Source organism: Nocardia pneumoniae NBRC 100136 (assembly GCF_000308755.1).
Taxonomy (GTDB): Bacteria; Actinomycetota; Actinomycetes; order Mycobacteriales; family Mycobacteriaceae; genus Nocardia; species Nocardia pneumoniae.
The window spans coordinates 157,967-178,548 of sequence record NZ_BAGF01000151.1; the positions used below are offsets into that span (position 1 = coordinate 157,967).

Genomic DNA, 20,582 nt, shown 5'->3' on the forward strand with positions numbered 1-20,582 from the left:
GCGGCGATCGACATCGGCGCGGGACCTGGACCTGGAATCTTTGCGATGCGCAACTTCTATGCGGCGTTGGCCTGCTATACGAAGCTCCACGATCCGTCGTGGCAGGTCTCGACAACTGTTGGGTGCGGTCGCGCTGGCGTTGGGTGGTTGTGCTGGTGCACGCGTGACCCGGCATTTGGCAGCTTCAGAGCGCAGACTCGCGGTAGACGTTCAGCAGGTTCGTCCGGTTCTCTCGCCAGATGTCGTACAACTCCTCGGCGTCGGCTTCCTCTACGAAGTCAGCTTCGGCCGAGGTCACCGGTAGCAGCGTGATGATCTGCAACGACGGCTGACCGTTGTCGTCGCGGTAGAGGTCGAACTCGCCACCGAAGAAGGGGCTCGGCGAAGTAAGGATGCCGTGTATCGCGGTGTCCGCGATGATCGGCTGATCGTTCTTGACGACGACCTGTTCGTATTCCAGGCCGCCGCCGCTGCTGATGGCCAGGCCAGCAACGGTGTCGACCAGGTAGCGCGCGATGTGTTCCTGGTCTTCCTGCAGTGAGCAGGTGAACTCCGCTGGCAGCATCGAGGTGATCTGCTGGAACCGCACGCCGTTCGTCGTCACAGTGGCGACACCAGGATCGGCGAGGTCGGTGTAGATCAGCGCGTATCCCCGGTTGGAGCCGCTCACCTCAGGGCTTTCGACGTGTTTGATCCCGCCGAGCTTGCCCTCGATGTGCTCGAGGAACCTGCCATATCCACCAGGCGAACTCATATCTCTCCGATCATGGCAACATACACTGTGGGAGGTACTCGGGACTCCCCAACGCGGCGGAGTGCCGCCGCACGGACGTCAGCGGCTTGACCAGGTGCCGTTCACGAGGTTCTCGGGCAGGTAGTCGGACTCGATCTCGACCGGGAAGCCGTTGTCGCGGCCGCGGATCGCCATGGCGAGCACGGCCAGTGCGACGAAGCCGTCGGGGTTGTCCTCGAAGTCGGCCTGGCGCCAGTAGTCGCGGTGGGCCGTGGTCGCCTGCACGAGAGCGTCGTTGAACTCCTCGGTGGTGTCGCGCAGGAGGCGGAACAGGATGTTCGCCGATGGGTACGCGACGAGCAGCATGTAGTCGCGCGAGGCGAACTTCGCCTGTCCCGGGTCGGTCAGGTCGATCACGGATTCGAGCAGGGCGGGCGGTACGGGGGCGCCGCTGAGGTAGGCCTGCATGGTTTCGACCCACGGGTGGACGTAGTCCTCCACCTGCGCGCCGCTGCTGCGCAGCGTGTACTTGCCGACCTCGCACAGCTCGGCGATGCGCTGCTCGCTGCGCGTGATCATGGCGAGCCAGGCCGCGCAGAGCCAGTCGACCGGCGTGGCGTGGTGGTTGGGACCGAGCACGGGCAGCCCGTACTCCCGGTCGCCCAGCGCGTAGCGGACGGTGTCGTCCGACTTGGACGTACGGGCGAAGATCGCGTTCGCCGTCTGGGACGCGAACACGGCCGCCTGCCACGTCTGTTCCTTGCCCGCGGCCGGGTCGAGCGCCGTGAGGTACGCGAAGCGCATCAGCGCGCGCCTGCGTGCGGCGCTGAGCGCGTCCGGGTCCGTCTCGACGTCCTCCAGCGACGACTCGATCAAGCGCTGAAGCGTGTCCACCTGATTGCGGGCGAAATCCACGCTGATCTCGTGCCGGGGAATCTCGTGCATCTTGTCGCCGGTCCTCACCTGGGCTTCAGTGGCAGACAGGGTTGGTAATCGTAGCCCTCGAATGGACGGTACTTCCATCTGGTCGACTCGTGGCCCGCGCCCGTTTCGTTCGTCTGCGCGCGCACCGTTGCCTTAGTCGAATACCGTAGGGACATCCCCGCGTCGGCGAACTACGTCAGTCCGGTGTGCCGCAGGTCGTGTCGCCGCAGATGCTCGTAGGCCAACTGCGCGACCACCTCGTCCCAGTGCGTCGCCTTGCGTAGGTCGCCGCTGGCGATCCGGCCGCCCCGCGCTCCGACGAACAGCCGGGAGCTCATGAATGCTTCACGCCGGTCGTCGTCGTTTGCGTTGCTGGCAAACTCGCCATCGGTTCGCCGGTCGATTTCCGCGCCGAGTTGATGCCACCGGTCGGCTCCGAGGAAGCCGGTGCCTACGCGTGCACACTGCCCACCGTGCTCGAGTACGGCCCGGCCGTCGATTTCTGGGATGTCGCCCACCGAACCAACCGTGACCTGCGTGCACGGATCACGGCGCAACAGCGCTTCGCACTGGTCGCGATGCTCGGGATCGTGACGCCGAAGTCGCTGGCGCGCAGCGCGAATGCCGTGCGGATGGCCGAGCAACGCGGACCGGGCAATGTCTATCTGTCGAATCTCGGTCGCTTCGATTTCGCCGACCGTATCGGCGACTGGACGGTGTCCGGCGCGCTGGTCGCTGGTGGAATCTCGACCACCGGATACTTCTTGGCTGCCGTGAATTCCAGCCACGGCACACTGTTCTGGAATTTCACCTATATCGAGGAAAATCGTGTCGCGAGAGCGCGCCGAGCGCATCGCCGACGACACTGTGGATCTGATACGCAAAGCGCTGTCTTGAACGATCACACCACGACCGGAACCTGCTCGCGAATCTCGATGCGCGCGTGCACCGTGCGTAGCGATGCGGGCGCCCACCAGTTCCAATCGCCCATGATCCGCATGGCGGCTGGCATCAGGACGGCACGACCGAGGGCAGCGCCCGACTCGATGACGAACATGGTCGTCGCCGGGCTTCGCGCTCGCGGCCGATCGACGCCGATGCGCCGATCCCGGACTGGGTTGGTGCCAGGAATGACCCCTCGATGAGATCCTCCAACCCGAACCAGCCCAGCCCCTGCCCGTCCCCGGCGCGCCGTGCTCATGACAGTTGCCCGATGCCGCGCCGCAATCACCCCACCGCCAGCGTCGCGTTGCCGAGGCACAGTGGACACGCGAGGGCATTCCACTCGGCACCCACCAAGCCGCGGTGCACGAGGGCTCCGGCTCGGTGTCGACCTTGTCCACGCCCGTGCCACGTCGGCCGACTTCGACGCCCTCGAGCACCACGGCCGCCGGCAGCTGGACGTGCTCGAGATGACGATCAGATTCACCCCGGACCGTTAGCGGCAGCGACCGTGCAACAACCGGGATCGTCGCGGCCACACCGAGGCCCTTCGGATAACCCACGGTGCATCCACACCGGTTCACATGCACAGGATGAAGCTCAGCCGCTCGTTTCGAGGTGGATCAAACGCCCGTCACGCGGCATACGGCGTCATCAGGAGGCTGGAGCGCAGGTGGATATCGATGTCGACTCCGGCTGCGACGCAGTACTTCCCCACCGGGTATCGGCTGCCGCGACGCGCCCCGGCTAGCGGTAGATGTCAGTCCTGCATCGCAGGACAATCATTTCGCGTATCAGGACAGTCTGTCAGTATTGTGCACCAGCGCGGATCGAGCCGAGCCAGGCGCCGCGTCCACGTTCCGGAGGCCAACATGCTGAGGCGATTGTCGAAACACGTTGTGTGGCAGCACTTCCTGAACGGTGTCGTCATGCTCGGGGCCGCCTCGACAGCGTCATCGGAGTTCTTGCTCGAATACCGGCGAGACCAGCGAGTCAGGCGAGCACATTGGGATTGGTCGACGCCGGACCGTTGGTATCACCAAGCGCCCGAGTGATTGCCGGCGCTCGGTTGGCGACAACGTAAGAACCCAGGAGAACCCATGACCATCAACGTCGATGGCCCTGACTGCGTCGCGCTGCAGGTGCGCGATGTCGAAGCAGCAGGGGTTGTCAGCCCGCCACAGGTCGGTCCCTTCGGCCGCACCTTTACCTTTCTGGGCCCCGAGGGCTACGCGATCACTGCGCACGGAGGCTGAGATGTTGGACCAGAACTTCCGGGACCTGATGGCGGGAGTGTGTGCGCCAGTCGCCATCGTGACCACTGCGGACGCGGACGGTCCGCACGGGGTCACGGTGAGCTCGCTGGCCTCGCTGTCGTTACGACCCGCGCTGCTGTCGATCGCGCTGGACCGCGGTTCAGGCGTGCTGACGCGGATTCTCGAGACCCGGCGTTTCGGTATCAACGTCCTGCATGCTGGGCAGGACAAGCTCGCATTGCTGTTCGCCCGTCGTGGCGCGGACCGGTTCGGGAACACCTCGTGGTCGCCGGCAGGGGGGCTGCCCCGGTTGGCGGAGGCGGCCGGGTGGGCTGAATGCGATCTGTGGCAGACGGTCGAGGCCGGGGATCACCTGCTGTTGATCGGTTCGGCCACCCACGTCGAGTCCACTCCGCAGCCGCCGCTGGTGTACGGATACCGCACCTTCGGCACCCATTCCGGTTTCGCTGTCCGTCCCCGCAAATCCATCACCGACCATATCGCGGCCTGCTCGCGCTGACCGGGCACCTCGGTGCCTGCTCATCCTTTCGAATCAAGGAGAACCACCCATGACCGCCACATCCCACACCGACGTGGAGAGACCCACCGCTTCGGCGGCACCCACGGCTTCGGCGGCACCCACCGCCGCTGAACTCGTCGCCCGCGCGCAGGGCCTGCACGCGCTACTGGCCGAGAACGCCGCGGCCGGCGAGCAGAACCGGCGGGTCGCCGAAGTGAGCATCCAGGCGATGACCGACGCGGGCCTGTTCAAGCTCGCGGTCCCGAAACGCTATGGGGGATACGAGACTTCGATGCGGACCATGCTCGATGTGTCCGCCGCTGTAGGTGCGGCCGATGGCGGCACGGCATGGGTGCTGACCCTGACCAACGTGTGCGCGTGGATCGCGAGCCTGTTCCCCGAGCGTGCTCAGGACGAGGTATTCGGCGCGGACCCGGAGGCGAAGGTGTCCGGGGTGCTGGCACCGACGGCCCGGACCCGCAAGGTCGACGGCGGTTGGCGGGTGGCCGGCAAGTGGTACTACAACTCCGGTTCCTGGCATGCGACGTGGGCGACGCTCGGTATCCCGATCACCGACGAGACCGGCGAGGTGGTCGATCAGGGTATGGCGCTGATCCCGCGGGCCGAACTCGATCTGGAGGACACCTGGTTCGTGGCGGGGATGAAGTCGTCGGGCAGCAATTGCCTGGTCGCCGAGGACGTTTTCGTGCCGGAGCATCGGGTGATGCGGGTGCCGCCCGCGATCACCGGTAGCTATCCGACCGAGCATGCCGACGAGATCCTGTATCGGTCGGCGTTCGTGCCGATCCTGGCGCTGGTGCTGATCGGTCCACAGCTGGGTATGGGCAAGGCCGCTCTGGACTATGTGATCGGCAAAGCCGCGAACAAGCCGATCTCCTACACTTTCTTTACCGCGCAACGGGATTCGGTCGCATTTCAGTTGCAGATCGCCGAGGCGGCCCGCTTGATCGATACCGCGCATCTGCATGCCTACCGTGCCGCCGCCGATATCGACGCCGCCGCGACCCGCGGCGACTACCCCGATTTTCTCGCGCGCGCCCGCGTCCGTTCTGACACCGGGTACGTTGCCGAGTGCGTCACCCGCGCGATCGAGATCCTATTGTCCGCCCACGGCGCGGCTTCGTTCGCGGAAGTCAATCCGCTGCAGCGGATTTGGCGCGACTCGGCGACGGCCGCGCGGCATGCGGTGGTGCTGCCGGTCGTCGGCTACGAGGTGTTCGGCAAGGCGTTGCTCGGCGTCGAGGACAGCGTAACCCCGCTGGTCTGAACCGGCCGGATTCGATCCAGAGAAGGAACTTTCAATTGCGTATCGCCAATCTTTCCGGCCGTCTCGTTCTCGTCGGCGCGGACGGCGTCACCGCGGTGGATATCGGCCGGGCCAGCGATGGACGGTTCGGTCCGGACCCGCAATCGGTCTATGACGTGTGGCCGGAATTCACGGCCTGGGCCGCAGTCGCCGATCTGCCCGCCGGTACCCCGTTCACCGTCGACGACCTCCGTGCACCCGTACCCGCGCCGCGTCAGGTGCTGGCGATCGGTCTCAACTACCGCGAGCACGCCAAGGAATCGGGATTCGAACCGCCGGACTCGCCATCGGTGATGTTCACCAAGTGGACTTCCTGCCTCACCGGGCCGGTGACGGTGGTGGACCTGCCCGTCGGTGGGCATACCGATTGGGAGGTCGAACTCGTCGTGGTCCTCGGCAAACGGGCCTACCGGGTATCGGAAGCCGATGCTTGGGACCACGTGGCCGGACTCACGGCCGGGCAGGACCTCTCCGAGCGCATCACTCAAATGAGCGGCCCATCACCGCAATTCAGCCTCGGCAAGTCGCTGCCGGGGTTCGGCCCCACCGGTCCCTGGGTGGTCACGCCCGACGAATTCGACAACCCGGACGACCTCGAGCTCGGTTGTGCGATCAATGGTGAGGAGATGCAGAAGGGGCGCACCCGCGACCTGATATTCACCATTCCGGCCCTGATCTCGAAGCTGTCGCACAAACTTCCGCTGCTTCCGGGTGACCTGCTTTTCACTGGCACTCCCGCCGGTGTCGGCGTCGGCCGTGATCCGCAGCGGTTCCTGGCTCCGGGCGACGAACTGGTCAGCTACATCACCGGCATCGGAGAACTTCGCCAGCGCTTCGTCGCGGGCGGCACGGAAGGCCACCAGCAATGACCCTGCATCACCTCACCTCGGTGACCATCGGCGTCCCCAACGTCGCCGAAACCGCCTCCTACTACACCGATTTCGGTCTCACTCCGGATGGTGACGGCTGGTTCACCACCCGTGACGGCGGCCGCCAGCTCCGCATCGTGCAGGCTCCGGCACGCCGATTGGTAGAGCTGCACATCGGTGCCGACGACGCCGACGACATCTCCCGGATCGCCGCGAGCCTCACCCGCCTCGGTATCGATGCCTCCCGTACCGCGCACCGCATCAGCGCGGTCGAACAGGCCACCGGCGTGCGCGCCACCGTGGAGGTCGCCGCCCGGCTCACCCAGCCGACCGTCGCGCCGACCGCCTACAACGGTCCGGGGCGTTATGAGCGGGTCGGATTTCGCGCACCGGGAGTCGTGCGAGAGGAACCGGTGCGCCCCCGTAAACTCGGGCACGTGGTGCTCGGGACCACCGATTTCGCGGTCACCCGGACATTTTTCACCGACGGGCTCGGCTTCCAGGTCAGCGACCTGATCAAGGGCGCCGGCGCGTTCCTGCGCTGCTCGATCGATCACCACGATGTGCTCGTGCTGAACGCGCCGGTCAGCTTCCTGCATCACACCTCCTGGCAGGTCGACGACATCGACGACGTCGGTCGCGGTGCCACCCGGATGCTGGACGCCGACCCGTCGCGGCATGTGTGGGGGCTCGGCCGCCACCACGCCGGGTCCAACTTCTTCTGGTATCTCAAGGATCCGGCGGGCAACTTCAGCGAGTACTACTCCGATATGGACTGCATCGTCGACGGCCAGCTCTGGACGCCCGAGACATTCGAAGGAGCCAAAGGACTGTTCAACTGGGGTCCGCCGCCGCCACCGTCATTTCTGGCTCCCGAAGACCTCGCGGCACTCATGACCGGAGCGCACAGCGCCGGGTAGGGGCAGCGTTCAGCCGTCGAGTTGCTCGGCGCAATCGCGCAACCAGGCCATGATGATCTCTACCTGTTCGGGGTCGGTCTGCGTGCGGAGTAGGTCCTCGAACCCCTGCACGGACGGGGAGGCCGCCGCGAGCCGGCGCTCGCCCGTCTTGGTGAGCGCGTTCCCGCGAGAGCGCTGGTCGGGCGAGGGTGCGGCGCGGTCGATGAGCCCGGACTCGCTGAGGGCGTGCAGCATCCGCAGCATCGTGGGCGGGGCGACGAAATTGCGGCGGGCCAGTTCGGCATTGGAGATCCCCGGGTGCTCTCCGAGCATGGCGAGTACCGCGTATTGCGGGGTGGTCAGACCGTGTTCGGCCAGTGCCGCGTCCATGCGTGAGCGCAGCGCCTGCTGCAGCCGCTTGAGCGCGAACCCTATCGAGTGATCCGGATCGACATGAAAGTTCACAGCGCAATACTACCCATTGCCTTAGCATGCTTATGCGCATTAGCATGCTAAGGCGACTCGATCTGGCTGTACTCGGCCAGCAGATAGGCACGGAACCGGCCGGAACCTACCAAGGCATCTCATTTTCAGGAGGAATCAATGAGCACCCCGACAACCGTGATTACCGTCGACGCCGATCTGGTCACCCTGGTCAACGTGTTCACCGTTGATCCGGCGCGGCAGCTCGAGCTGGTCGCCGCCCTCGAAAGGTCGACCACGGAGATCTTCGTGACGGTTCCCGGCTTCATCTCCGCGAACATGCACCTCAGCATGGACGGCAAGCGGGTCGTCAACTATGCCCAGTGGGCGAGCGAACAGCAGTACAAGGAAGCGTTGCAGCGCGTCGATGTCCGCGAACATATCGCCGAGGCGGCGGCGATCGCCGAGGGATACGATCCGACCCTGGTGCGGGTACGGTCCATCCACCACCCCCAGGCATGAGCGCCGAACGGCCACTGTCCGGCCGCACCGCGCTGATTACCGGAGGCAGCCGGGGAATCGGTGCCGCCAGCGCTCGGGCGCTGGCCGCCCTGGGAGCCACCGTCGTGGTGACCTATCACCGCGATCGCGCCGCGGCCGAGAAAGTGGCTGTCGGCATTCGGGAGCAGCACGCCGTCCCGGTGCATCTGGTCACCTTCAATCTGACCGCGGCCGAGACGGCTCCGGAAGGTGCCGACGCACTACTCGAGGCCGTTGCCCGCGTTGTCGACAGCGTCGACATTCTGGTGGCCAACGCGGCCGCCCCGTACCCGAAGGTTCCGTTGCTCGAACTGTCCGCCCGGCAGTTGTCCGGAAAGCTCGGTCACGACATCGGTTCCGTACACCGGCTGGTCACGGCGGTGGCTCCCGGCATGCTCGATCGGGGATACGGCCGGATCATGCTCATCGGTTCCTTGCAGGCCGATGGTCCGTCCGCACCGGGGATGGCCGCGAACGGTGTCAGCAAGGCCGCGCTGGCCGCGTATGTCGCTTATGCCGTCGACGAGCTCACCGGGCCGGGGGTCACCGTGAACCTGATTCATCCAGGCTATATCGGCACCGAAGCCAGCAGTCACCTGCCACCCGCGATCCCGGCCATGATCGCGGGGCTGACCCCAGTCGGTCGCACCGGTACCCCCGACGACGTCGCCGGCGTGGTCGCGATGCTGGCTCGCGACGAGGCGAGTTTCCTCAACGGTGCCCGCCTGCCCGTCTCCGGTGGCCTGAACAGCCCAATTTCCTACCGGCGCTTGCAATCACTGAAAGAACCCACCTTATGACCGAGCCGAGACTGTTCACGATCCTGCGTGGCGCGCCGCACAATCGACCCGTCGTTCCGGATACCAGCGAGAACCTGTCGTGCTACACCACCGACGATGCTCAGCTCTTGCTGATCCTGCCCGGTCGTCGCGCCGAGGCGGCGGCCGGGCTCGGGGCGACGATGGGGGTGGCGGAACCGACGATCGCCATCTGTGACCACTACTGCACCATCACCGCCGATCCGGACGAGCCCTCGCTCGGCCCTGACAGCGGGGACAAGTATCAGGTGTGGATCGAACTGGCGACGGGCCCGGACCAGCAGCGCCTGCTCGCTGACTTCAATATCGCCGAAACTGCCTCGGCCATCCGGCATCTACCCGGGTTCCGCTCCGCATCCTTCTTCCTGCAACATGATCGACCAGTAGTGCACGAACACGTGGTCTGGCGATCCGAACAGGACTTGGCCTTCGCGCGGCAACAGCCGGGGTTCACCCGCCACCTGCCCTTCATCTCCGAGGTGGCGACGGCGAGTTGGCGATCACTGACTCCGTTGCCCCGCAACGGCGTCCAACCCGGTGTGATACACACCGACCTCGAGCCCTGAGGAGTGCCGACCATGGCAACCATCGCCGAATCCAACGACGTTCACACGCTCATCGTCGTTTTCACCGTCGAACCCGAGAATCAGCACGCCCTTGTCGAGCGCCTGCGCAGCGTCGCCGCGAAACATTCCACGCTGGACGGCTTCCTGTGCTGTGCCATCCACCGCAGCGAGGACGGCACCCGAGTCACCGAGTACATCCAGTGGCGTACTCGTGAGCATTGGCAGGCCATGCGCGACACCGCCAACGGTCTCGCGCATGTCGCAGACCCGACGATCATCGCGGATCCGCATGTCTATGAAGTCGTCTCGGTGACCGAAGCCTAGTCAGGCGTCCCGCAATTCGATCTGACGAGAGATCGCGGCAGCGGCCTCGCTGACCGCGGTCTCGACCGATTTGATTTCGCTCCGTGGCACGCGAGCCGCCAGCGCGGCGACACTGACCGCGGCACATACCGAACCGGCGGCATTGCGGATCGGGGCGGCGACACCGAGGACGTGCTCGTCCAGCCCGCCCTGAGATACGGCGAGACCACGCTTCCGAATGCGGGCCAAGCGAATTCGCAGTGCTTCGGGATCAACGAGAGTCTTTGCCGTGAACCTTTCCAAAGGTGCTTGTTCGAGAACCGCGGTGATCTCGTCGGGGTCCGCCCAGGCGAGCAGAACCTCGGCCGCCGCGCCCGCGTTGATCGGCAGTACATGTCCGCGCTCGTAGGACAGCCGTACCGCGTGCTGAGCTTCGACCAGGTCCAGGCAGACGACCGAGCGGCCCGAACGTCTGGTCAGCAGCACGGTTTCGTTCACCTGCGCGGCCAGCCTCCGCATGGCGGGCAGCGAGATCTCCGACAGCCCGAGGCCGGCGCGTGCCAGCCGGGCCAGCTCGAAAATCTTCGTCCCCAACCGGAATCCGCCCTCGGCATCCTCGAGGAACCCGGAACCGGCCAGGCTCTGCAGATACCGGTAGCCGGTCGAGCGCGCCACGCCCAGGCGTGCGGCGATGTCCGCACCCGACCAGACGGGTCGCTCGGCGCTGAACAGCAGCAGGATGTCGAGCGCGCGATCGGCGGTGGAATTGCGCTCCCGATAGGTGCCGGTGGAGGGGGGGTTCTCGACCATGTGCAACACCGTAGTCGTGATCGGCAGTCCTGTAAATCAGGACATATATTTCGAAAAACAGGACACCAAATCTAGGCTGGGAGAAACCGATCATCGGACGGGAAGAAGGTGAGGCCATGGCGCCGACCATGCCGATCGGCTACGCCGATGTGGTGGTCTGCGGGGCCGGGCCGGTGGGCCTGACAGCCGCCGCACTACTCGCGGCCCGCGGCGTCGACGTCGTGGTGCTCGAGCAGCACACCAGCACCAGCAACGAGCCCAAGGCGATCAGCATCGACGACGAGGCGCTGCGCGTATTCCAGCAGGCCGGAATCGTCGATCGGGTCATGCCTGTGGTGGTGCCCGGCACCGGCACCCGCTACTACGACCGCAATGGTGTCGCGCTGTTCCATGCGCGGGGGCCGCGACCGTTCCGGCTGGGCTATCCGTTCAAGAATCCGTTCGCTCAGCCCGATCTCGAACGCGTGCTGGCGGATTCGCTCGAGGCAGCGCCGAATGTGGAGTTGCGCTTCGGAACTCGCGTCATCGGCTTCGAACAGCATGCGGACCACGTGCGGGTGCGTGCGGCGATCGGTGGCAGCGAGATCGCGCTGGACGCCAGCTATGTACTCGGCTGCGACGGTGGCCGGTCGGCGACCCGGCTGCTGCAGGGCATCGAGATGACCGGGCGCAGCTTCCAGGATGTGTGGCTCGTCGTGGATACCCTCGAGGACCCCCACACCGAGCGATACGCGATGCATCATGGTGACCCGGCCCGGCCGCACGTGATCGTGCCCGGGCTGGATGGCCGCTGCCGCTACGAGTTTCGACTGTTCTCCGGCGAAGGCACCCCGGAGCAGGAACCGCCATTCGAGCTCATCGAACGGCTCGTGGCCCGGTATCGCTCGATCACTCCCGATCAGGTCGAACGTGCGGTGAACTACCGCTTCAACGCCGTGGTCGCCGATCAGTGGATGATCGGTCGCTCTTTCCTGCTCGGCGACGCTGCGCACATGATGCCGCCGTTCGCGGGGCAGGGCTTGAACTCCGGAATCCGGGACGCGGCCAACCTGACCTGGAAGGTGGCCGATGTCTTGGCTGGGCGGCTGGCGCCGACGGCCCTGGACACGTATCAGAGCGAACGGTACCCACACGCATCGGCGACCGTCGACCTGTCCGAACGACTCGGCAGAATCGTCATGACGACCTCGCCGCGAGTCGCCGACCGGCGGGATCGCGCCGTCGCCCTGGCGCTGGCGACCGACGAAGGACGTACCTACCTTGAGGAAATGCGGTACCGGCCGGTGCAGCGGTACACCGAGGGCCTGATCGCGGCCACCGACCGGCCCGAGCTGGTGGGGGTTCCGATCGGCCAGCCCCTCGTATTCGACACCGACACCCACCGCCTGCGCCGACTCGACGAGGTGATCGGCTGCGGTTGGGCGTTGCTCGCTGTCGAAGTCGACGAAACGGAATGGGAGGCTGTCGAACCCGTCAGGGTGAGCCTCGATGCCGTCCCGGTGCAAGTGACTGTCACCGACCATATGCCGCGCACCGTCCGCCGCGTCGTCATCGATGTGGACGGTGACCTGATCAGCGAATTCGCCGACTACAACGCACGATTCGTGCTGGTCCGACCCGATCGCATCGTGGCAGCCGCCTGGCTTCCGCACGACAGCGCCGACCTCGTCCTCCGAGTCCGGACCTGGACACCCGACACCGTCGAGACGATCTCGCCATCAGAAAGGGCACTCAGCCATGGATGAACCACAACGCGTAGTGCTGCGGGAACGCGACGCCGCCGGAACACTGACCCGAACCACGGTCTCGCACATCGGTTTCACCGTTCCCGACCTTGCCGGCACCACCGAGTTCTACCGGCGCGTACTGGGATTGGTCGTACAGCAGCAGCTGCCCGATGGACGACTGCGCCTGGGCTGGGGCGGCGGCCACCACGTCATCGAACTGCTCGAAGGCGAAAAAGCCCTGCGGCACTACGGTTTCGAAGTTCGCGACCCGGTTGGCATCGACGGTATCGCCAACCGGCTGACCAGCGCCGGTCACACCGTGACCGACCTCGACGCCGGCTATCTCGACAGCGGCGTCGGTACTGCACACGGCATCGTGGTGACCGACCCGCACGGCACCCCCGTGCATTTTCACAGCGCGGTGCGCAGAGAGGGCGAGCATGCCGCCGACACCGGCCGCCGGCCGATCAAATACCAGCACATCACCCTCGGCACCGACGATGTCGAAACGATGGTGGCTTTCTTCGTCGATGTGGTCGGCTTCCGTATCTCCGATCAGCTCGACGACGGCCGCTTCGCCTGGCTGCGCAGCGACCGCGACCACCACACTCTGGCCGTGGTGAATGTCGGCCACGGCGGCGATATCGACCACCACTCCTACGACCTGGCGCAGTGGAAGGACTTCAAAACCTGGTGTGACCGGCTCACCGACGAAAACATCGAGGTCACTTGGGGACCCGGTCGACATGGGCCCGGCAACAACCTGTTCGTCTTCTTCGACGACCCAGCGGGCAACCACATCGAACTCTCCGCAGAGATGGAGAAGTTCCACGACGACCGCGTCACCTACGTGCCGCGGCGCTGGAAGCCGATCCCCAACACCGTGAACCTGTGGGGCGGCCAACTCGCCTCGTGGCGCAAGACCAGCGAAGGGAAATGACCATGGCCTACGCAACCTTCGAGCGCCGCGGAGTCCGGCGGGTGGGCGAAGTGCAGGGTACGTCACTGGTGCCGTTGGCGGAACTCCGTGAAATCGGGGCAGATACCACCCCGGACGTGCTGCGCATCGCTGTCCGAGACATTCGTGGCACCGTCCCGGTCGATGAGGTGCGGCTTCTGCCCGTGGTGCCGAGGCCGTCGAAGGTCTTTTGCGTCGGGCTCAACTACCGCGAACATGTCGCCGAGACGAACCGGGAAATGCCGAAGTACCCGGTGCTTTTCCCCAAGTTCGCCGACAGCCTCATCGGCGCCTACGACGACATCGTGCTGCCTGCGGAGTCCGAGCAGGTCGACTATGAAGGCGAATTGGTCGTGGTGATCGGCCGCCCCGGCCGCCGCATCGCCGAATCCGACGCCCTCGACCATGTCCTCGGCTACACGGTGGCCAATGACGTGACCATGCGCGACTTCCAGTACAAGACCCACCAGTGGATGCAGGGTAAGGCCTGGGATGCCAGTACGCCGATCGGTCCCTACCTGATCCCACCGGACGGCGTCGATATCGACAAAGTCGGTCTCCGAACGATTCTCAATGGCGAGAAGGTTCAGGAATCGGATCTGTCGATGCTGATCTTCTCGATTCCGCGCTTGATCGCCACCATCTCCACCTTCACCACGCTCACCCCAGGAGACTTGATCCTAACCGGCACCCCGGGCGGGGTCGGTTTCCGGCGTGACCCGCAGCTGTTCCTCACCGACGGTGACTCGATCAGCGTCGAGGTCGACGGCGTAGGCGTGCTCCGTAACCGGGTTCGCGCCGACGGCCCGCAGCCGGAGGTCGCGTCCCGATGACTACCCGCCCCGACGAGCCGAGGCTCGACCGCTCCCTGACCCTGCAACTGATGGGCGACTGGGGAGGTGCGAATCTGCATCGCGTATGCGGTTGGGTGGCCCAGGAATTGGGTGACCGCAGCGGACCCGATACCCGGATCGCGATCTGGAACGGTCGCGGATTCATCGACGGCGTCCGTGCCGTCGGACGCCGCGAGGTCGATATCGCCCTCACCACGCCCGCCGCGTTCGCGGCGGCCGCACTCGACGGCCGTGGCGCATACTGCGACGAGTTCTTTCCCGATCTGCGCGCACTGGGTGTCGTCCCACAACGTGACCGCCTGGTCGTGGCGATCCACCGTTCTCTCGGCGTCACCACCTTCGCGGAATTGCGTGCGCGCGCGCCGCGACTGACGGTGGCGACGGCGATCCACGACGGGGTCAATCACGTCGGTCTCGCCGCGCACGCACTGCTCGACCGCGCCGGCATCGATGTCATCGGGTGGGATGGCGAATTCCTGGCGGACGAACGCCCCTTCGAATCGCTGGACCACGTGCTGGCCGGGCGAGCCAATGCGATCGTGCACGAGGCGGTGATGCTGCCGCAGTGGCAGCAGTTCGGCGCTGACTATCACTTCCTGGAGGTCGAACCCGAAGTGCTGGCCTCGCTCGACGCCGACTTCGGCTGGCCCGCAGCGACAGTCGCGGATGGATTCTTCCCCGGCTGCGGATCGTTCCGCACCCTCGATTTCTCCGACTTCCTGATGTTCACCACCAGCGAGCTCGCTGACGACCTGGCCTACGCGATCGCCTGGATTCTGGGCGAAACCCGACACCTCATCGAGGCGCAGTACCTGCACCTGGCACCCGAGCGAAGCCCGATCACATACCCGCTGGATCCGCCGACCATGGGACGGACACCGATCCCGCTGCATCCCGGTGCCGCCCGGTACTACAAGGCATTGCCGGCGAGCTGACCACCGCACCACCCGTGCGACGGACCCTATCCACCACAGACGAGGAGGTCTGCATGAACGTCATCGAGGACGTCATGGTCATCGGATCCGACCAGCCGCTGCGCAGCATCGCACGCGACGAACACCTACTGCTCTCGGCACCGCATTCCGGCACGACGCCGATGAAGCTGTGGCGTGATCACCCGCCGCTGACCGTGGTGCACTACCCACCGGAGTACCGGGCTCAGCCGTTCGCCCCGCCGCGCGGGGTGTACGAGAGCGATCAGATCCGGGTCGAGTGGCAGACCATGGACAACCGGCAGCCTTTCTACCACCGCAATTGCGACGTTGACGAGATCTCCTATCAGATCGCCGGTGATCGCACCCTGATGACCGAACTCGGCGTCATCGAGCATCGCGCGGGCGAGTTCTCCCGTATCCCGCGCGGTGTCGCGCACGACAATTACGGGCGCAAGGAAAGCCATCTCCTGTTCTATATTCCAGCGCCGGTCACCGAGCTCGGTGCGAGTGTGCGTGAATCGCAACCGGTTTCACCACCGTTCGCTAGTTGGCGGCCCGGCGAAGTCAACGAAGCCGTCACCCAGTGCATGGGTGCGGGCGGCCACGACATCGCCGTGTTCCCCGTCGACGAACTGCGGATTCTCGACCGGGTCCACGACGAGAAGGACCGTATGGGTGTCCTGCGCGGAGCGGATCACCCGGGGACGAGCTGGCTGTACGGTACAGCGGAATTCCGGCTCGGGGTCGTGCGGTCCGCGGCCGGAGTCGAGCGCCGCTACCGCCGTACCCTGGACGGCGACGAGATCCAGTACCAGATCAGCGGTCGGCGCACGCTGCTGACACAGCGCGGCATCGTCGAACTCGGCCCAGGCGACTTCGTCCGGATCCCGCTCGGCATCTCCCACAGCGCCGTGCACCACGAAGCGGGCGAATACCTCACCCTGCTGTCGCATCGGGAACTGCCGCAGGTCGCCGAGACCACCCGGACCGCCGAACCCTACTCGCCCGAACGGTATGCCGCCGCCTGCTCGAAGGACCACCGATGACCACCATGCTCGCCGCCCGCGCCCACCGGAACTCCGATGCCATAGTCCTCGAAGAGATTCCGGTACCCGAACCGGGACCACTCGACGTAGTGGTAGCCGTCGCCGCCGCCGGACTGGCACCGGGCATGATGCGACTCCTCAAAGAGGGTGCGTTCAAACACCTTCCGACCACCCTTGGGCACGAAGCGGCCGGAACAGTGGCCGCGGTGGGCACGCAGGTGCGCGGGATCGCGATCGGCGATCGGGTTCGGGTACACCCGAACCTCAACTGCCGTAACTGCGTCTACTGCCGGACCGACCGCGACATGATGTGCGACCAGCAGGCCATGATCGGCCACGCCGCGTTCAGCGCGGTACCGATGCCGCTTTACGACGAGTATCACGACGGGGCATTGGCAGAGTACGTCCGCGTCCCGCATTGGCTCACCGACCCGCTGCCGGATTCCGTCGGATTCGATGTGGGCGCAAAGGTTCACGACCTCGCCAATGCCGTGCGCGCGCTGAAATCGGCCGATCTCCCCTTGGGGGCGACCGTCGTGGTCACCGCGGCCACCGGAACCATGGGGACCGCCACGGTGAAACTTGCCGAACACTTCGGGATTTCGCGGCTCATCCTCGTCGGCCGCAGCGCGCAGCGATTGCATTCGGTCGAGGCACTCGCGGGCCGGGTCGACACCGACTGCCTCGCGCTCGAGGATCTCGACGGCGACTGGTCGTCGACCGGCGGGCTGACGCGCCGGCTGCGGGACCTTGTCCCGGATGGTGCGCACGCCGTGATCGACTACATCCCGGATGGTCCTGCGACCGCCCAGGCCATGGCAGGCCTCGCGACCGGCGGCACGTTGGTGCACATGGGCGCGAACCGAGCGCCGTTGCCGTTTCCGGCTATGGCGATGATGGCCAACTGCTGGCGGTTCGTCGGGACTCGTGCTTGCACGCGCACCGACGCCCGAGAAGTGCTGCAACTGCTCGCCAGCGGCGCGGTGAACATTGACGACCTCATTACCCAGCGGTTCGCGCTCGTCGATGCCGTCACGGCCGTGGACGCCATGCTGCGCCGCAGCGAGCCGATGTGGATGACGGTGGTGAATCCCTGATGAAGATCACCCACTACGGACATGCGTGTGTGCTGGCCGAAATTCCGACTCCGGAAGGTTCGGTACGGATATTGATCGACCCGGGTACCTACTCGCGCGACTTCGGGCAGCTGCGCGAGATCGACCTCGTGCTGATCACCCACGCGCACCCCGACCACCTCGATATGGCGAGGGTCCCAGAACTACTCGAACACAATCCCCGGGCTCTGCTCGTGCACAGCCCGGGAACGACGTCCGTGCTCGCCGGCCTGACGCCGAGTACCCGCGTAGTCGAACCCGGTGACAAGCTGACGGTTCGGGGCGTCGACATCATCGTGACCGGCGGTGCACACGCTTGTGTCCATCCGGACCTGCCCGGCTCGGACAACAACGGCTATCTCGTCGCCGGATCACTGCTGCATCCAGGGGACGCCTTCGATCAGCCGCCCGGAAATGTCGATGTGTTGTTGCTTCCGGTCGGTGGACCGTGGATGAAAATCGGTGAGGGCATCGACTATCTGCGGGCGGTCGCGCCGCGGGTGGCCATCCCGATTCATCAGGGCGGGCTGGCGCTCGCGCACCAGCGCATGCACTACCAGCTGCTCGAGAAGCTCGCGCCGGAGCAGACCGAGATCATGGTACTCGAACCCGAATCGACCTTTGATTTTCGACATTCGAAGGAGTCGCATGCGTGAACCGCGACAGGCGGTGGTGCAGGCCGGCCGTGCCCTGGCCGCCGCCGGGCTCGGCGACATGGTGTGGGGCCATGCCTCGGTCCGTGATGCCGAGGGGCGCGGCGTCTGGATGAAGGCCGCCGGGTGGGGGTTCGAAGAAATCGACGACGACCGAGTGCTCCTGGTATCGGACGAAGGAGCCGTACTGGACGGCACCGGCAAACCGCACCTCGAATTCCCGATCCACACCGAGATCATCGGGCGGCGAGCCGATATCGGGAGTGTCGTGCACACCCATGCTCCCGCGCTGGCCGCCTTCGCCTCACTCGACTGTGAGCTGCGGGCGATCTCGCACGACGCGGTTCCGTTCACCTACCCACAGCTGCCCCGGTTCACCGACACCGGGGCGCTCATCGCCACGCCGGAATTGGGTCGTGCGCTCGCGCGGCGGCTCGGTGGCGCCAACGCGATTCTCATTCCCAACCACGGCGCGGTCACCGTCGGTGCGGATTCCGCGACTGCCGTCATGTACGCCGTCCTGCTCGAACGTGCCTGCCGCATACAGCTTCTCGCCGCCGCCGCAGGCGGGCCGAAGACCTGGTCCGACGAAGCGGAGATACGTTTCAAACGCGACCAGGTGTGGCCACGCTCCCAGCTCGACGCGGGCTGGCAATATCTGCTCAGGCGTGCCGAATGAACACGACGACAACACTTCCCACAACCATCAGAGCTGTCCGCGTGCTGGAGCACGGCAGGCCCGAACAGTTGATCTACGACGACTACCCCTTAGAGCCAATGGGATCGACCGGAGTGCTGGTCGCCGTGAATTCTGCATCGGTGTCGGGATGGGACCTCAGATACCGGTCGGGGCAGCGATCTGGATCCGGGAGCGGGCGGGCTGAAAAGTGAAAGATGTCGTGCGCCATACAGATAGAGGATCGCAGTACCTTTCCGCCGGGCCGAACTGCTCCGCGAGCACCTGCGCCGAGTCGCCGGACACGCGGACCGGTAACCGCAGCCGCGACAGGACAGAATGAGCCCGCACGGTATCGCCGTCCAGGCTCGTCTCATCACCGGCCCCACATTCGATGTGCCCCGAGCGGGCTCGCACTAGGATATTCAACCCGGCCGACCATTGCCGCGTGCCTTGACGTGCCACCTTGACTTTGTCCGCCTTGGACGTCGAGTCGCGGGCGGGGCCATCCCCGCGTGTGCGGGGCCGACTCACTGATCCATTGTACGTCTCGGGCCGCCACTATCACCGCGTTCTCGGGTTGGCACCGTCATACAGCCGGATGGCGTGGCACGGATGTAGATTCGAGCTTTCTACCGCACAATGACGATCTTGCCGCGGGCGTGGCCCTGCTCCAGGTAGCGGATGGCAGCGGGCAGTTCGTCCAAGGGGTAGCTGCGGTCGATGACGGGGGTCACTTCGCCCGCCTCGATGACATCCCGGAGCCGCACCAGATCTGCCGCGTTCGGCGCGACTGTGAGGCTCGTCAGGCGCTGGCTCACGAATGGGGACATCAGGCGAGCGGCGAGCAGGCGATCCACAGCGCCGATCCAGTGGCCGTCGGAGTCACCGCCGGCCAGTACCAGCGTGCCGCCGGGTGTGAGTGCACGCAGGTAGTCCGATGGGGCGCGGGTTCCGGACAATTGGAAGACGACGTCATAGCGTCGCCCGCCGCGGGTGAAATCTCCTCGGGTGTAATCGATGACATGGTCCGCGCCGAGGGACCGGACCAGGTCGGCATTTCCCGTGCCGCACACACCGGTCACCTCGGCGCCCCAGTGCTTGGCGAGCTGCACGGCGAACGTGCCGACACCGCCGGACGCGCCGACGATCAGCACGCGCTTTCCCGGACCGATCCGTCCGTGATCCCGTAGTCCTTGCAGGGCCGTCGTCGCGGCCAATGGTACGGCCGCGGCCTGCTCGAAGGAGAGATTCTCCGGTTTGTGTGCCAGTAGATCTGCTGGAACGCAGACGTATTCGGCGAAGGTACCGAAGCCGCGCAGGAACGGGCTTCCGAATACATCGTCTCCGGGCCGAAATCCGGTGACGTTCGCACCGACCGCTTCCACCTGCCCCGCCACATCACAGCCGGGCACCGTATGGCGCGGGCGCCGCAGCCCCAGCTGCAGACGGGCGATGTATGGAATGCCTCTGATCAAGTGCCAGTCGGCGGGGTTCACCGATGTCGCGTGCACCCGGACCAGCACCGAACTGTCCTCCGGCGCCGGAGGATCGATGTCACGAAGTTCCAGGACATCGTCCGGTGCACCGTATTCGTCGTGAACGATCGCTTTCATTCGTTTTCCTTCCTACGGGTGGTCGAGCGATTGACCGCGCGGTTCGGATCACATGGGAGAGCTCTTGCGCCG

At 65.7% G+C, this 20,582-nt stretch carries 23 protein-coding genes; 17 read left to right on the forward strand and 6 right to left on the reverse strand.

Annotation, left to right across the window (positions count from 1 at the left end; genetic code table 11):
• Positions 1 to 184: 184 nt before the first annotated feature.
• The 3 genes from ON34_RS31740 to ON34_RS37930 form a co-directional block, all read right to left on the reverse strand.
• On the reverse strand, positions 185 to 754 hold the full coding sequence (locus ON34_RS31740; protein WP_040786764.1) for a suppressor of fused domain protein: 570 nt from the start codon (positions 752 to 754) through the stop codon (positions 185 to 187).
• A gap of 78 nt (positions 755 to 832) precedes the next feature.
• On the reverse strand, positions 833 to 1,678 hold the full coding sequence (locus ON34_RS31745) for an immunity 49 family protein (RefSeq protein WP_157172552.1): 846 nt from the start codon (positions 1,676 to 1,678) through the stop codon (positions 833 to 835).
• Between the two features lie 170 nt (positions 1,679 to 1,848).
• On the reverse strand, positions 1,849 to 2,640 hold the full coding sequence (locus tag ON34_RS37930; protein WP_373291997.1) for a hypothetical protein: 792 nt from the start codon (positions 2,638 to 2,640) through the stop codon (positions 1,849 to 1,851).
• 1,059 nt (positions 2,641 to 3,699) lie between these two features.
• On the opposite strand from ON34_RS37930, the gene ON34_RS36955 reads away from it, so the two are divergent.
• Genes ON34_RS36955 through ON34_RS31775 form a run of 5 tightly spaced genes read left to right on the forward strand, consistent with a single transcriptional unit; the run spans position 3,700 to position 7,491 of the window.
• Complete coding sequence (locus ON34_RS36955; protein ID WP_169333921.1) at positions 3,700 to 3,855, forward strand: hypothetical protein; 156 nt, start codon at positions 3,700 to 3,702, stop codon at positions 3,853 to 3,855.
• Position 3,856: 1 nt separating this feature from the next.
• Positions 3,857 to 4,375, forward strand: coding sequence for a flavin reductase family protein (locus ON34_RS31760; protein WP_040786768.1), 519 nt, complete (start codon positions 3,857 to 3,859; stop codon positions 4,373 to 4,375).
• Positions 4,376 to 4,424: 49 nt separating this feature from the next.
• Positions 4,425 to 5,663 carry an acyl-CoA dehydrogenase family protein gene (locus ON34_RS31765; protein ID WP_051023422.1) on the forward strand — a complete coding sequence of 413 codons (1,239 nt, stop codon included), beginning with the start codon at positions 4,425 to 4,427 and terminating at the stop codon, positions 5,661 to 5,663.
• Between the two features lie 35 nt (positions 5,664 to 5,698).
• Positions 5,699 to 6,571, forward strand: coding sequence for a fumarylacetoacetate hydrolase family protein (locus ON34_RS31770; RefSeq protein WP_040786770.1), 873 nt, complete (start codon positions 5,699 to 5,701; stop codon positions 6,569 to 6,571).
• Positions 6,568 to 7,491: a VOC family protein gene (locus tag ON34_RS31775; protein ID WP_040786772.1), complete on the forward strand. Its 924-nt coding sequence runs from the start codon at positions 6,568 to 6,570 to the stop codon at positions 7,489 to 7,491. The genes ON34_RS31770 and ON34_RS31775 overlap by 4 nt, the downstream gene beginning before the upstream one ends.
• Before the next feature lie 9 nt (positions 7,492 to 7,500).
• Here the strand turns inward: ON34_RS31775 and ON34_RS31780 are convergent, their stop codons facing one another.
• On the reverse strand, positions 7,501 to 7,935 hold the full coding sequence (locus ON34_RS31780; protein WP_040786775.1) for a MarR family winged helix-turn-helix transcriptional regulator: 435 nt from the start codon (positions 7,933 to 7,935) through the stop codon (positions 7,501 to 7,503).
• A gap of 138 nt (positions 7,936 to 8,073) precedes the next feature.
• Between ON34_RS31780 and ON34_RS31785 the strand changes: the two genes are divergently transcribed.
• Genes ON34_RS31785 through ON34_RS31800 form a run of 4 tightly spaced genes read left to right on the forward strand, consistent with a single transcriptional unit; the run spans position 8,074 to position 10,141 of the window.
• A complete protein-coding gene (locus ON34_RS31785) occupies positions 8,074 to 8,415 on the forward strand; it encodes an antibiotic biosynthesis monooxygenase (protein WP_040786778.1) in 342 nt (113 codons plus the stop codon).
• Positions 8,412 to 9,233 carry an SDR family oxidoreductase gene (locus ON34_RS31790; protein ID WP_051023423.1) on the forward strand — a complete coding sequence of 274 codons (822 nt, stop codon included), beginning with the start codon at positions 8,412 to 8,414 and terminating at the stop codon, positions 9,231 to 9,233. Before ON34_RS31785 ends, ON34_RS31790 begins: the two co-directional genes overlap by 4 nt.
• The gene (locus ON34_RS31795; protein ID WP_040786781.1) at positions 9,230 to 9,817 is read left to right on the forward strand and encodes an antibiotic biosynthesis monooxygenase; all 588 of its coding nucleotides are present in this window, start codon (positions 9,230 to 9,232) and stop codon (positions 9,815 to 9,817) included. The genes ON34_RS31790 and ON34_RS31795 overlap by 4 nt, the downstream gene beginning before the upstream one ends.
• A gap of 12 nt (positions 9,818 to 9,829) precedes the next feature.
• The gene (locus tag ON34_RS31800; RefSeq protein WP_040786882.1) at positions 9,830 to 10,141 is read left to right on the forward strand and encodes an antibiotic biosynthesis monooxygenase family protein; all 312 of its coding nucleotides are present in this window, start codon (positions 9,830 to 9,832) and stop codon (positions 10,139 to 10,141) included.
• On the opposite strand, the gene ON34_RS31805 is transcribed toward ON34_RS31800, so the two are convergent.
• A complete protein-coding gene (locus tag ON34_RS31805; RefSeq protein ID WP_040786783.1) occupies positions 10,142 to 10,930 on the reverse strand; it encodes an IclR family transcriptional regulator in 789 nt (262 codons plus the stop codon).
• A gap of 128 nt (positions 10,931 to 11,058) precedes the next feature.
• On the opposite strand from ON34_RS31805, the gene ON34_RS31810 reads away from it, so the two are divergent.
• From ON34_RS31810 to ON34_RS31845, 8 genes are all read left to right on the forward strand, one after another.
• Positions 11,059 to 12,675 carry a bifunctional 3-(3-hydroxy-phenyl)propionate/3-hydroxycinnamic acid hydroxylase gene (locus ON34_RS31810; RefSeq protein ID WP_040786883.1) on the forward strand — a complete coding sequence of 539 codons (1,617 nt, stop codon included), beginning with the start codon at positions 11,059 to 11,061 and terminating at the stop codon, positions 12,673 to 12,675.
• Positions 12,668 to 13,597, forward strand: a complete 930-nt coding sequence (locus ON34_RS31815) for a VOC family protein (RefSeq protein ID WP_040786785.1) — start codon at positions 12,668 to 12,670, stop codon at positions 13,595 to 13,597. Before ON34_RS31810 ends, ON34_RS31815 begins: the two co-directional genes overlap by 8 nt.
• 2 nt (positions 13,598 to 13,599) lie before the next feature.
• The gene (locus ON34_RS31820) at positions 13,600 to 14,448 is read left to right on the forward strand and encodes a fumarylacetoacetate hydrolase family protein (protein ID WP_040786788.1); all 849 of its coding nucleotides are present in this window, start codon (positions 13,600 to 13,602) and stop codon (positions 14,446 to 14,448) included.
• Complete coding sequence (locus ON34_RS31825; RefSeq protein ID WP_040786790.1) at positions 14,445 to 15,404, forward strand: TAXI family TRAP transporter solute-binding subunit; 960 nt, start codon at positions 14,445 to 14,447, stop codon at positions 15,402 to 15,404. The genes ON34_RS31820 and ON34_RS31825 overlap by 4 nt, the downstream gene beginning before the upstream one ends.
• Positions 15,405 to 15,457: 53 nt before the next feature.
• Entirely contained in the window at positions 15,458 to 16,450 is a 993-nt protein-coding gene (locus tag ON34_RS31830) for a cupin domain-containing protein (protein WP_040786792.1), read from the forward strand.
• 128 nt (positions 16,451 to 16,578) lie between these two features.
• Positions 16,579 to 17,547: an alcohol dehydrogenase catalytic domain-containing protein gene (locus tag ON34_RS31835; RefSeq protein WP_245548295.1), complete on the forward strand. Its 969-nt coding sequence runs from the start codon at positions 16,579 to 16,581 to the stop codon at positions 17,545 to 17,547.
• Positions 17,547 to 18,221 carry an MBL fold metallo-hydrolase gene (locus ON34_RS31840; protein WP_051023425.1) on the forward strand — a complete coding sequence of 225 codons (675 nt, stop codon included), beginning with the start codon at positions 17,547 to 17,549 and terminating at the stop codon, positions 18,219 to 18,221. The genes ON34_RS31835 and ON34_RS31840 overlap by 1 nt, the downstream gene beginning before the upstream one ends.
• Positions 18,214 to 18,897, forward strand: a complete 684-nt coding sequence (locus ON34_RS31845) for a class II aldolase/adducin family protein (protein WP_040786796.1) — start codon at positions 18,214 to 18,216, stop codon at positions 18,895 to 18,897. Before ON34_RS31840 ends, ON34_RS31845 begins: the two co-directional genes overlap by 8 nt.
• A gap of 629 nt (positions 18,898 to 19,526) precedes the next feature.
• Here ON34_RS31845 and ON34_RS31850 read toward each other — a convergent pair.
• Entirely contained in the window at positions 19,527 to 20,510 is a 984-nt protein-coding gene (locus ON34_RS31850; protein ID WP_040786798.1) for an NAD(P)-dependent alcohol dehydrogenase, read from the reverse strand.
• Between the last annotated feature and the right edge of the window lie 72 nt (positions 20,511 to 20,582).

Excerpts from the sequence above, each read along its gene's own strand:
- ON34_RS31840 (WP_051023425.1), top strand. The coding sequence starts at position 17,547 with ATGAAGATCACCCACTACGGACATGCGTGTGTGCTGGCCGAAATTCCG.
- ON34_RS31805 (WP_040786783.1), bottom strand. The coding sequence starts at position 10,930 with ATGGTCGAGAACCCCCCCTCCACCGGCACCTATCGGGAGCGCAATTCC.
- ON34_RS31810 (WP_040786883.1), top strand. The coding sequence starts at position 11,059 with ATGCCGATCGGCTACGCCGATGTGGTGGTCTGCGGGGCCGGGCCGGTG.
- ON34_RS31845 (WP_040786796.1), top strand. The coding sequence starts at position 18,214 with ATGCGTGAACCGCGACAGGCGGTGGTGCAGGCCGGCCGTGCCCTGGCC.
- ON34_RS31825 (WP_040786790.1), top strand. The coding sequence starts at position 14,445 with ATGACTACCCGCCCCGACGAGCCGAGGCTCGACCGCTCCCTGACCCTG.
- ON34_RS31765 (WP_051023422.1), top strand. The coding sequence starts at position 4,425 with ATGACCGCCACATCCCACACCGACGTGGAGAGACCCACCGCTTCGGCG.
- ON34_RS31850 (WP_040786798.1), bottom strand. The coding sequence starts at position 20,510 with ATGAAAGCGATCGTTCACGACGAATACGGTGCACCGGACGATGTCCTG.
- ON34_RS31830 (WP_040786792.1), top strand. The coding sequence starts at position 15,458 with ATGAACGTCATCGAGGACGTCATGGTCATCGGATCCGACCAGCCGCTG.
- ON34_RS31820 (WP_040786788.1), top strand. The coding sequence starts at position 13,600 with ATGGCCTACGCAACCTTCGAGCGCCGCGGAGTCCGGCGGGTGGGCGAA.
- ON34_RS31785 (WP_040786778.1), top strand. The coding sequence starts at position 8,074 with ATGAGCACCCCGACAACCGTGATTACCGTCGACGCCGATCTGGTCACC.
- ON34_RS31760 (WP_040786768.1), top strand. The coding sequence starts at position 3,857 with ATGTTGGACCAGAACTTCCGGGACCTGATGGCGGGAGTGTGTGCGCCA.
- ON34_RS31775 (WP_040786772.1), top strand. The coding sequence starts at position 6,568 with ATGACCCTGCATCACCTCACCTCGGTGACCATCGGCGTCCCCAACGTC.
- ON34_RS31790 (WP_051023423.1), top strand. The coding sequence starts at position 8,412 with ATGAGCGCCGAACGGCCACTGTCCGGCCGCACCGCGCTGATTACCGGA.
- ON34_RS31800 (WP_040786882.1), top strand. The coding sequence starts at position 9,830 with ATGGCAACCATCGCCGAATCCAACGACGTTCACACGCTCATCGTCGTT.
- ON34_RS31815 (WP_040786785.1), top strand. The coding sequence starts at position 12,668 with ATGGATGAACCACAACGCGTAGTGCTGCGGGAACGCGACGCCGCCGGA.
- ON34_RS31835 (WP_245548295.1), top strand. The coding sequence starts at position 16,579 with ATGCGACTCCTCAAAGAGGGTGCGTTCAAACACCTTCCGACCACCCTT.
- ON34_RS31795 (WP_040786781.1), top strand. The coding sequence starts at position 9,230 with ATGACCGAGCCGAGACTGTTCACGATCCTGCGTGGCGCGCCGCACAAT.
- ON34_RS31745 (WP_157172552.1), bottom strand. The coding sequence starts at position 1,678 with ATGCACGAGATTCCCCGGCACGAGATCAGCGTGGATTTCGCCCGCAAT.
- ON34_RS36955 (WP_169333921.1), top strand. The coding sequence starts at position 3,700 with ATGACCATCAACGTCGATGGCCCTGACTGCGTCGCGCTGCAGGTGCGC.
- ON34_RS31740 (WP_040786764.1), bottom strand. The coding sequence starts at position 754 with ATGAGTTCGCCTGGTGGATATGGCAGGTTCCTCGAGCACATCGAGGGC.